This is a genomic window from Thioclava sp. F34-6 (assembly GCF_002213235.1).
Taxonomy (GTDB): domain Bacteria; phylum Pseudomonadota; class Alphaproteobacteria; order Rhodobacterales; family Rhodobacteraceae; genus Thioclava; species Thioclava nitratireducens.
On record NZ_NBOA01000004.1, the window covers coordinates 147,192 to 158,035 of the forward strand.

The 10,844-nt window shown below is 61.1% G+C and carries 12 protein-coding genes; 5 read left to right on the top strand and 7 right to left on the bottom strand.

Annotated elements, in window-relative coordinates; translation table 11 throughout:
- Positions 1–13: 13 nt before the first annotated feature.
- The 7 genes from B6V72_RS19525 to fliF form a co-directional block, all read right to left on the bottom strand.
- Positions 14–268, bottom strand: coding sequence for a helix-turn-helix domain-containing protein (locus tag B6V72_RS19525; RefSeq protein ID WP_346394089.1), 255 nt, complete (start codon positions 266–268; stop codon positions 14–16).
- A 49-nt stretch (positions 269–317) separates the two neighbouring features.
- On the bottom strand, positions 318–1,025 hold the full coding sequence (locus B6V72_RS09655) for a hypothetical protein (protein WP_088735433.1): 708 nt from the start codon (positions 1,023–1,025) through the stop codon (positions 318–320).
- A 38-nt stretch (positions 1,026–1,063) separates the two neighbouring features.
- A complete protein-coding gene (locus B6V72_RS09660; RefSeq protein WP_088735434.1) occupies positions 1,064–2,299 on the bottom strand; it encodes a site-specific integrase in 1,236 nt (411 codons plus the stop codon).
- Between the two features lie 362 nt (positions 2,300–2,661).
- Complete coding sequence (gene fliP, locus B6V72_RS09665) at positions 2,662–3,453, bottom strand: flagellar type III secretion system pore protein FliP (protein ID WP_088735435.1); 792 nt, start codon at positions 3,451–3,453, stop codon at positions 2,662–2,664.
- A gap of 1 nt (position 3,454) precedes the next feature.
- Positions 3,455–3,733: a FliM/FliN family flagellar motor switch protein gene (locus B6V72_RS09670; protein WP_075775273.1), complete on the bottom strand. Its 279-nt coding sequence runs from the start codon at positions 3,731–3,733 to the stop codon at positions 3,455–3,457.
- Positions 3,726–4,322, bottom strand: coding sequence for a flagellar biosynthesis protein (locus B6V72_RS09675; protein ID WP_088735436.1), 597 nt, complete (start codon positions 4,320–4,322; stop codon positions 3,726–3,728). The genes B6V72_RS09670 and B6V72_RS09675 overlap by 8 nt, the downstream gene beginning before the upstream one ends.
- Positions 4,322–5,950: a flagellar basal-body MS-ring/collar protein FliF gene (gene fliF, locus B6V72_RS09680; RefSeq protein WP_088735437.1), complete on the bottom strand. Its 1,629-nt coding sequence runs from the start codon at positions 5,948–5,950 to the stop codon at positions 4,322–4,324. The genes B6V72_RS09675 and fliF overlap by 1 nt, the downstream gene beginning before the upstream one ends.
- Positions 5,951–6,071: 121 nt before the next feature.
- Between fliF and B6V72_RS09685 the strand changes: the two genes are divergently transcribed.
- The 5 genes from B6V72_RS09685 (at position 6,072) to B6V72_RS09705 (ending at position 10,776) form a co-directional block, all read left to right on the top strand.
- Entirely contained in the window at positions 6,072–6,563 is a 492-nt protein-coding gene (locus tag B6V72_RS09685; RefSeq protein ID WP_075775270.1) for a flagellar basal body-associated FliL family protein, read from the top strand.
- 11 nt (positions 6,564–6,574) lie between these two features.
- Entirely contained in the window at positions 6,575–6,928 is a 354-nt protein-coding gene (locus B6V72_RS09690; protein WP_075775269.1) for a hypothetical protein, read from the top strand.
- Between the two features lie 95 nt (positions 6,929–7,023).
- The gene (locus B6V72_RS09695; protein ID WP_146696192.1) at positions 7,024–7,527 is read left to right on the top strand and encodes a hypothetical protein; all 504 of its coding nucleotides are present in this window, start codon (positions 7,024–7,026) and stop codon (positions 7,525–7,527) included.
- A gap of 76 nt (positions 7,528–7,603) precedes the next feature.
- On the top strand, positions 7,604–8,473 hold the full coding sequence (gene motA, locus B6V72_RS09700; RefSeq protein ID WP_075775267.1) for a flagellar motor stator protein MotA: 870 nt from the start codon (positions 7,604–7,606) through the stop codon (positions 8,471–8,473).
- Positions 8,470–10,776, top strand: a complete 2,307-nt coding sequence (locus tag B6V72_RS09705; protein ID WP_146696193.1) for a hypothetical protein — start codon at positions 8,470–8,472, stop codon at positions 10,774–10,776. Before motA ends, B6V72_RS09705 begins: the two co-directional genes overlap by 4 nt.
- Positions 10,777–10,844: the final 68 nt, after the last annotated feature.

The following is a 10,844-nucleotide window of genomic DNA, read 5'->3' on the forward strand; positions in this document are numbered from 1 at the left end:
GAGCGGGGGTTTCTTATGCGGCGCTTCGGGATTGCGCAGCTTTGCTGATGACCTCTTCGATGTCCTTGAAGCGCCACCGCGACATGCCACCAATCTTGATCGCCGGGGGAACAGTCCCGTCAGCGACACGCCGCCAGAAAGTTGCCTTGGAGCATCCGAGCATATAGGCCGCGTCGGCGTCCCGAATGAGAGGATTCTTGGCCACAAGCTCGCTAATGCTAGAAAGCTTTTGACGCGCTGCCGTCGAGTTTTCTGAAGAACAAACCATCGGTCATCCCTTTGCTTGATTGCGATGGGATGAAGTTGGTTGATCTTCGTTATCCGCGCATACGGACCATTGTCGTTAATGGTTCGCACACGCTTTTTCCGCTAAGCACACCAAGCTCGATGAGCTGCATGTCCTTCAGGAAATTTGTGAGCAAATCTGCGCGCTTGCGAAATCCGCTGTGTTTGTGATGTGCGCACCAGTCTCTTAGCGTTCGAAATGATACGTCTTCACCAAGTTTCGTGGCGACGAGAGAAACCACGTCGCAGGCACTTATCTCGGATGATGATGCATCATTGCGCGTCAGGTTCAAATCGAAGGCATCGCTGACGTATTGCGCGCACCATCTTAAAATCCACCTCCTCGAGAAGTCAGAAGAGCGCGCCGGACCGCGTCTCTGTTTAGCAGGGAAGGTGCCGTGGATCATGCTGAACGCAGTTTTGCGCAGCGAAGGAGGAAGCGGGTAGCCTTCGAAGACGTTCGACGCGCAAATCTCCCGAACGGCGAGTGCAATTTCCTGCTCTCCAAGGGCGTAGGACGTGAGCAAAAAGCCGGTTCTATCATCGACCTCGTAAGCGACACCGCCGGTCGGAAGAATTAGGGTTTTGATATTGGGATGAAACGCGATCAGAAGTCGCTCGAAAGAGCTTCGAAAGAGGTCGCTTAGTGGCAAGCCTGTGAGCGAGATGAATTCGCGCAGCAGCTCTTCGACTACCTCTGCAGCAGCGTCGAATTTCTCTTCTTCATCTTCTGAGATCAAGAAATTGCTCCGATCCGTTCACTGCAGAGGACACGACATCAATGCATCGCTCTACGGAAAATGGGGACGACTTTGTCATCGTCCTCTTCACAGTCGCTGGTGAGCAGCTCGGCCCATTGGTCTAAAATTTCACGCCTCTCAGGAAGATGTTTTGCACGATTATAGATCCTTGCGACCGCACTCGGAGCCGAGCCAGCTGCAGCGTGGTTAAGAATGCGGTCGACAACGGCTTCGGCCGCACCACGCTCGGACATGTGGGTGGCGAAGCTGGTTCTAAAGTCGTGAAATGTCCACGGCTCCATGTCGTCCGGAAGATGCTTTAAAAGTGCAAGCTTGATCTTCGTGAAGCCTGAAACGGGAGTAGTTCCGGTTGAGGAGAAGACGTATTCACAGGTCGAGAGTTCACGTCGGATCGCAAGCTCTTCGAGCGCTGCAGCGGACAAGTGGGTAATGTGCCAATTGCCATTTTTCATTCGTGACCCACTAAGCAGGATCCTGTTACGCTTGAAATTGATCTCACTCCATTTGAGCGCAGCAATCTCGGTTCGGCGCTGACCGGTCAGCATCAGCAATCTAACCAGCGGCCCGGTGAGCGAAGACAGGGTATATGTCGCCTTCCAGATCAGCTTCATTTCTTCCAGAGTAAGCACGCGTTCGCGAGGTTCCTCTCGCACGGCGCTTTCAAGACCGCTTCCAATATCCACTGGAATGTGGCCACGCCTCTTGGCGAACTTAGATAGTTTCGTGAGATAGGCTTTCAGGCGGTTTGCCATGACCCCTGCACCTGTCGCCGCTTTTTCATCGATCAAAGCCTGCAAATCCGCCTCTGTAAGATCAGCAGCCTTCTCCGTGAGTCTATCGGCAAACTCGAACCTCAGGACTCTCTCTACCTCTTTTCCCGATCGAAGGTTCTTGAGGTGGGTCGCGGCAAAGATGTCGAGCAGCTCTCCGATGGACTTAGCTTTGCGATCCTCCTCTTTCTTCTCCGCCGCTAGCTTCTTGCCTTCTGAGACGCGGTCAAACCCTCGCGCGGCCTCAAGTTCAATGACCAAGGCAATGTTACGTGCTTCTTTGATCGAAAGTTCCGGATACGTCCCAAGCGTGTGCTTCCGCTTAGGCCCACCTTTGACTCGCTTCTCGAAGATCCAAACACGACCTCCACTAGCGGACACTCGAAGCCGAAGACCGACGCGAATCGTGTCTGAAATCTCAATGCGCCCCGCCTCCGGGGGCTGCGTCGAACGGACCAAAGTATCTGTCAGCTGAACCTTCATGGTGGCCAATCACCCAATTCTCCCCCAGCGGATCGAAAAGTGAACGGATCGCGCCGGGGGACTCATGGGGGACAAAACGCCTGCGCTGGACTGATCCATCTTGAGACGAAGATATATGCAGAGCGAAAATGAGTCAAGTATTTGATTTTGTGCGAAAAAGTATTTCGCAAACTTTGCGTAATATGCGCTGAGAACGGATGATTATGCGTGAGAATGATCGCTCAGACAGAAGACCTTCTGACTTTTAATCAGTGGGTCGCAGGTTCGAATCCTGCACGGCTCACCATCACCCTCAGAAACCCGGGCTTCGGCCCGGGTTTTTGCGTTTCTGGGCCCGCGGTTAAGCAATGCGCACCCCAGGGTCAGAAATAGCTACGCACCAAGGCCCCCGAGAGCAGCACCCAGCCGTCGGCCACCACGAAAAAGGCGAGCTTGAACGGAAGCGCCACGACCGCGGGCGGCACCATCATCATCCCCATCGACATCAGCACCGCCGAGACGACGAGGTCGATGATCAGAAACGGCAGGTAGACGAGGAAGCCGATCTGGAAGGCGCGCGTGACCTCGGACAGCATGAAGGCGGGCACGAGGGTCGAGAGCGGCGCGGCATCGAGGCTTGTCGGGGCTCCCGTCGCGGCGGTGCCGTTGCGCAGATCAGCCAAGGCCGCGAAGGTGTCGGGATTCGTGCGCCCTGCCATGAAGATGCGGAAAGGCTCTATCCCCTTCGTAAACGCCTCCTGCCAGTCGACCGCGCCTTCGACCAGGGGCTGGCCCGCGACGCGCCAACTCTCAAGGAAGACAGGCTCCATGATGAACCATGTCAGGAATAGCGCGAGGCTGATGATCAACATGTTTGGCGGCGACTGCTGAAGCCCGAGGGCTTGGCGCAGAATCGACAGCACCGTGACGATGAACGGGAACGCAGTCACCATGATCGCGAGCCCCGGCGCGAGGCTGAGAAGTGTGATTGCCGCGATGATCAGCAGCGAGCGCCCGGCGAGGCTGTCGCCCTCCCCGACAGAAAGCGTGATGTCCTGGGCCTGCGCCGGCAGGGCCGCGAGGATTAAGGTTAAAACTGCCAGCAGGACAAACCTTGGCGCGAGAGAGCGCGCGAGGGGGACGTCAGGAACGGCAAAGGGTAGGCGGCGAGGCATGTCACAGGCCGTTTTGCAGATCGGCCACCTCGGTGAGCCGTACCGCAAGCTGCCCGTCGCTGCCGTCAATCTCGGTCAGCTCGCCGCGCGCGATCAGCTTGTCTCCCACGTAGAGTTCAACCGGGTCGTCCACTTTCCGGTCGAGGGACAGCACCGCATCGCGCTTCAGGCGCAGCAAATCGCGCACCAGCGGGCGGGCCTTGCCGACCGAGATGGTGATCTCGATCGGCACCTGCGTGAAGGGATTGGCGGTCGAGGCATTCGGCGCGGTCTCATTCATCGGGCTTGTCCTTCGCGGTGGCGGTGAAATAGGTCGTGACCGCGCGCGAAATGGCGGCGATGACGGCGTCGAGATCGACGCGGGTCTCGGTATCGGCGAAGCGCAGATAGACCTGCCCTTCGCCAAGGCTGGGCTCCGCGACGAATGCGAGCGGCAAGTCTGCACGCGGCGCCAGCGCCTCTTGGATCTGCGGCAATGCGGTCGGATTGCCGACCACCGTGATCGGCCTAGCGCAGAGATCCCCGGCAATCGGCATCAATTGCTCGGCCACGACGGCGCTAAGCGACGCACGCGCGAGCTCGGGCAACAGTTTTCCGCAAATCTCGAGCAGAAGCGGCTCGAGCGCACCGAGCATGTGCTGGCGCGCCTCGTTATAGGTGAAGCCCAGCGCCTGCAGGTTGCGCCCGAGATCGCCGTGAAGTCGCGCGGTTTCGGCGTTTTGCGCGGCGACCGCATCGTCCCAGCCTGCCTGGTAACCGGTCTCGAACGCGGCCAGCTTGGTCTCTTCCAACTCGGCCGGGTCGAGCGCGATTTCACCCGCCTCGCTCGCCTTCGGCTCAAAGGATTCGAGTTTCAGCCTTTGGCCCATCACGCTTTCTCCGACGGTTCTTCCATCCAGCTACGCAGGATTTCGACGGTTTCGGCCTGACGCTCCTCGATCATCTTCTTGAGGCGGTCAACCGGATCGGCAGGGCGGTCGAGATCGAAATCCGTCTGTCGCGCCATCGGTAGATCCCCGAGGTCGAAGTCGGACACCAGCTGCATGTTCATATCGGGCATCTCCCCATCGTCGATTTCACCGGTGAGCGTCGTTGAAGACCGGGAGTTCTCCTCTGACGTGGCATTTGGCGCCGGCAGTTCCGCGGCTCCTTCTCGGGTTTTCTGCAGCAGGATCGGGCGCGCGACGAAGAGGCCGAGCACCAGCGCAACGATTGCGAGCACCGCGATCTGGATGATCTGCGTCAGATCGAGGGCCATGCTGTCGATGAACCCGGCGTCAGCGAGGGTCCCCGCTTCCGGCAGCGCCTCGAACTGCATGGAGCGCAGCGTGATCACGTCGCCCCGCGCCTCGTCGAATCCCACCGCGGAGGCCACGAGCTCGCGCAGATCGGCCAGTTCGGCATCGCTGCGCGGCGTCCAGCTAGGTGTCCCGTCGGGATTGGTGCCGCGCACCCCGTCGACCAGCACCGCGACGCTAAGCCGCTTGAGAGCGCCGGGCTTGCGAAGCAATTCACGACGCGTCTCAGAGACTTCGAAGTTGGTGCGCGCGCGCGTCTCGCTCGTACGGCTTTGCGACTTGCCGGTCGCGCCAGTCCCGTTGTCGGGCAGGTTGGAGGCCACGGTCGTCGCCGGGGGTGTCGTCGAATCGGAGGTTTTCGAGGTTTCGGACGTGTCGGTCGCGATCGCCACCCGGCCCTGCGGGTCGAAGCGACGCTCGGTGATCGCCTCGCGCTCTGTCACGGTGTCGAGCGCCACCTCGACCACGGCATTCCCGGGACCGACGCGCGCCTCCAGCAGCCGTTCGACGTTCCGCTTCAGCGCCAGAGCGCGAGTCTCCCCGCCGCCGGGCAGCGCGGGATTGTCGCTGAAGGGAATGAGCCCACGCGCCGAGTCGATTACCGAGACATCTTCGGGCGTCATGCCGGTTACCGCCGAGGCCACGAGATAGCGAACGGCCTTCGCCTGCGCAGCGCTCAGCCCCGCAAGAGCCGGCGTGATCGTCACAGAGGCCGTCGGCTCAGGCGTTCCGCGAAAAGGCGCATTCGTCGGATGCGCGATATGCACGCGCGCCGACCGAATAGACGGCACCGCAGCGATGGTTCGCGCCAATTCCCCTTCTTTCGCGCGCCAATAGGCGGCGTCAAACATCTGCGAGGTCGTGCCGAAGCCCGAGAGCGAATCGAGCAGCTCATAGCCTGCGCCACCGGTCGCGGGCAGACCTTGCGAGGCGAGAGTCATGCGCAATTCGTCCCGCTTCGGCGCGGCGACAAAGATCGAATCGCCACGCACCTCGTAGGCCACCCCGCGCTGTTCGAGCGCGGAGATCACCTCGCCCGCCTCCGCGCTGCCGAGGCCCGCGTAAAGCAAGGCCAGCGTCGGCTTCGACGCGATCGATCCGATTGCTAAGACCGTGGCGACCATCGCAATCACGCCGAAAACCGCGGCGAGTTTCCGGCGCATATCCAGGCCAGCCCAAGTGTCGATGAGTTGCTGCAAGACGAACCTCCAGAGAGCGGGCGTTCTGCCCGGCGTCACGGGCACCTTCCTTCATTGCGATTAACAATCGGTTAGTCCGACTCGGCTATTCCAAGCCTCGACCCGACACAGCGAGGCCCCCATGACGGAAGCCACTGCCGAGGCGGACGAGCCGCCTAAGAAGAAGACCAAGCTGATGCTCCTGATCGGCCTCGTCCTCATGCTTATGCTGGGGAGCGGTGGGTTCTACGCGGTCTATTCGGGGCTGGTTCTCGCGCCTCCAGAGGCCACGCATGCCGCCGCTGCGCCGGAGGCCCATACACCGGAGGCACTTCCCGACATCGCCTATGTCGCACTCGACCCGCTCGCAATTACGCTGAGCGGCGCCTCCGCGCGCCATCTGCGCTTCGCGGCGCAACTCGAAGTGCCGAGCGCCTATGAACATGACGTAGAGCTGCTGAAGCCGCGCGTGATGGACGTGCTGAATGGGTATCTGCGCGCCGTCGACGTCAGCCTTCTGGAAGACCCGAGCGCGATGATGCGCCTGCGCGCGCAGATGTTGCGACGGATTCAACTGGTCACCGGAGACGGGCGCGTGCGCGACCTTCTCGTCATCGAATTCGTGCTGAACTGAGGGAGAGGCTGATGCAATTCCTTGCCGAAATCACATCCGGACTCGCAGCCTTGGCGGCGGCGACCTATTGCTTCGTGCTCGCGCGCAGGCTCAAGCGATTCAACCAACTCGAAACCGGGATGGGCGGGGCCATCGCCGTGCTGTCCGCGCAGGTCGACGACATGACTCGCGCGCTTGAACGGGCGCAGGCCACCGCGGGCACATCCGAGCGACAATTGCGCGCGCTGACCGAACGCGCGGAGGCGGGGGCGGAGAAGCTCGAGCTGCTTCTGGCCTCCCTGCATGATCTTCCCGAAGACGGTGAACCACGCCGCCGCGTGCTGCGCCGGCGGCAACGCGAAACGGATATCGAGGCCGCGCAATGAACCGCGCAGCCGAACGCAAACCCGGTAGGCGCAGGCCCCGCCCGGGCCGCGGTGCCCTCTGGATCATCGCTGCGCTTTTTGTCCTCTCCGGCGGCATGCAGCTTGCACAGAGCGGAGCTTGGGCGCGCGATACCGCGGAACCAGCGCACGAGACACAGGCGACAAAACCGCAGGACGGTTGTATCGACGACGCCGGGTTCACGGCGATGCTCGCCGATCTCAAGGCGCGGGAAGCGAAACTGGTCGAACAGGAAGGACTGCTTACTGACCGCCGCAATGCGCTCGCCCTTGCCGAAACCCGCTTGGAAAAGCGACTGAACGATCTCGTCGCGGCGGAAGAGGCGCTGTCCAGGACCGTCGCCGTGGCGGAAGAGGGTGCCGACAAGGATGTCGGAAAGCTCGTTGCGCTGTACGAGAACATGAAGCCGAAACAGGCCGCGCCGCTTTTCGCCGAAATGGACCCGAATTTCGCCGCCGGTTTCCTCGCGCGCATGCGCCCCGCCGCCGCCGCTGCGGTCATGGAGAGTCTCGAACCCAAAACGGCCTACGCGATCAGCGTGCTGATGGCAGGCCGCAACGCGGGCGCACCGCGCAACTGAGCGATGTTTGAGGCTCTTGGGCCTTTCTTAAACCGAATCATCCAAAGTCGCCCGAGAGAAACGGAAGAGGCTTTCCATGATCGGCGTCATCGGGATCGTGATCATCTTCGTGATGGTGTTCGGCGGCTATGTCGCGGCGGGCGGCAAGATGGGGATTATTCTCAAATCCCTGCCTTTCGAGATGATCATGATCGGCGGCGCAGCCGTGGGCGCCTTTGTACTCTCGAACGACCTGGCCTCGATCAAGCATACGCTGAAGGATGTCGGGAAGGTCTTCAAAGGCCCCAAATGGAAACCCGACGACTATCGCGATCTTCTGTGCCTTCTGTTCGAATTGATCCGGCTCGCCCGACAGAACCCCGTCGCAATCGAAGAACATATCGAAGATCCGGAAAAATCCTCGATCTTCGGAAAATATCCGAAAATCCTCCACGATCACGAGGCGGTCGACATCATATGTGACACGATGCGATCGGCTTCGATGAACTACGACGATCCCATGCAGGTGGAAGAGGTTCTCGACAAGCAACTCGAGGCAAATTACCACCATGCCATGCATTCGAGCCACGCTATGCAGTCGGTGGCCGACGCGATGCCCGCCCTCGGGATCGTCGCGGCAGTGCTCGGGGTGATCAAAACGATGGGCTCGATCGATCAGCCTCCGGAAATTCTCGGCAAGATGATCGGCGGCGCGCTTGTCGGAACCTTTCTCGGCGTGTTCATCGCCTACGGATTCATCGCCCCTTTCGCGAGCCGGATGAAAGGGGTGACCGACGAAGACAGCCACTTCTACAAGCTTATCCGCGAGGTGTTGATCGCCAACCTGCACAACCACGCGACCAATATCTGCATCGAGGTCGGTCGCCAGAACACGCCCCACCATATTCGCCCCAGCTTCTCCGACCTTGAGGAGGCCTTGAAGTCGGTGAAGTCGGAGGCGGCATGAGGCTCTGGTTCGCACTTCTATTTCTGCTGCCCCTCGCGCCGGCACATGCAACGGTGATTCCGGTCAAATCGGGGGAGCATGACGGCTTTTCCCGCCTTGTCGTCTATCTACCGGCATCGGCGAGCCGGGCGATTACGCCTGTCGATGGGGGGATACGGATAGATACTGACGCCCCCGAGCCGCAATTCGCGACCCAGAACGTTTTCGAGTTGATACCCCGTGACAGATTGCAGGCGCTCGCGGCACAAGCCGATGGCGGGTTGTTTCTGAAACTCGCGCCCGGGGTCGCGCCTGAAACCTTCTCGCTCGAGAGCGGCGCGTTTGTCATCGACCTCAAGGATCCTTCTCCAGGTCAAACCGTCCCTCCGGTAATTGCGACGGGTGAAGATCGATCGCAGACCACGTCAACGAAGCCCCCACCAGCCTCTCGGCCCCGCCCGAAAACCGTTCAACCCGTGAGGATCGGAGACGACTACCTCGACCTGTTCTGGCGAGCTACGACTGCACAAGAGGAGCCTGCCAACGCGCCGGTGAATATCTCTGATGGCGCGCCCAAACCGCCCCTCCCCCCGAAACCCGATCCACGGCTCGATGGCATTGAAGAGCGCCTTCTACGCCAGATGTCGCGCGCGGCATCGCAGGGGCTCGTCACGCCACAGATGACGCCGACCGTGGAAAAGCCCGCGCAAGGGCGACACGCTGCACCGCCCACAGGCGACAGGGCCGCCGAAACGGCTGAAATTCCGCAGGCGCCTCAGGGCCCGACACCTCCACCGCATCTTGCGATCGACTCGGTTACAGCGATCGACCGTGACCAACTTGCCACAGGCCTTCAGGCGCCTTCCGAGGTATCCGGGTGCCCGCCCGACCGATATTTCGAGCTCGCGAACTGGGTCGACGAGCGTCCGGCCTTCGCTCAGATCAGCGATGCGCGAAAAGGCCTCTTGGGCGAATTCGACGCACCCAATCCGCGTAAGGTGACAGCATTGGCGCGGCTTTACATCGCCTTCGGCTTCGGGACGGAGGCCCGCGCGCTGTTGCGCGATATGGGCAAGGATGGACCGAGCAAGAATGCGCTGCTCTTCGTGGGAGCGGTGCTCGACGCCGATCCTGCCGCCGGCACCTCGCCGCTTGCTCAGCTCACCGATTGCAATGGCGCGGTCGCGCTTTGGGCCTTCCTCGCAGCTGACCCGCTTCCCGAAAAACGCGATGTTGCCTTCGCGGCGCTTCGCCGACATTTCGAGGCGCTTCCAGCCGATTTGCGACGGTCTCTGGCGCCAAACCTTGTGGCCCGCCTCACGCAGATCGGAGCGGCGGATGTGGCACGATCGCTCGAGCCGGCTGTCAGCCGGATCACGACCGGGGATCGACGTGCGCTCGACACGATGGAAGCCGAAATCCAAGTGGTGGAGGGCGATCCGCAAGCTTCGGGGCGCCTTGAAGCGCTTTCGAAGACGAACTCGGCGCAAGGGCTGCGCGCGTTGATCTTGTGGCTCAACAGCCAGATCGACGCGGGCGGAGCGGTCGACCCGGCAGCTCTTGCGAATGCAGAGGCCTTGGCTTTCGAACTCGCCGACGCGCCGGAGGCTCCGGAATTGCGTCGTATCGCCGCGATTGGCCACGCCGCGAATTCCGAATTCGGCAAAGCCTTCGAGATTTACTCAGATGCGACCGAGATCGCGGATTCGAAGGGCACGCTCGAAGCGATATTCACGCGGTTGGTTGGGCAAGCCGGCGACGGGGATTTCCTTCGAACCCTTTATGACCAATTGCCCCTAGCTGAGAAAGCCGCGCAGACCTCCGGGCTGCGACAAGAACTGGCCGGACGTGCAATATCTCTGGGAATGCCTGCCGTTGCCGTGCGCCTTCTCGGACAGGCCGATCCGTTGTCGGTGCAGGACAAAACTCTGCTCGCGCGGGCCGCGCTCCTCGAACTGGATCCAGCTGCCGCCGTCGCGCATCTGAAGGATTTGGAGGGTAAACAGATCGAGCAGATCAGAGCCGCTGCCTTGTCTCGACTCGGTCGCCACGACGAGGCGCGCGCCGCCTACCTTCGCGCGGGCAATCCGGAAGGGGCCCGCGCGCAATCCTGGCACAAGGGCGATTGGTCAAGCCTGGACGCCCCTCCAGATGCGGTAGAACAGCGTTTTCTGGAAACTTTCGGGGCGACGTCCTCACAAACGAAGGAGGTGAAAGGCGGGCCGCTCACGCGGGCCCGCAGCCTGTTGGAGCAAAGCCAGGCAGAACGCGAAACGCTGTCGAAAATGCTCGATCGCCTTGCTTTGCCCCCTGTTCAGCAGTGACGGGCAAAATCTTCGGAAACGGATTCTAAAGCTTTGCCCGCTAGGTTTGGGGTCGCAAGAATTGCACT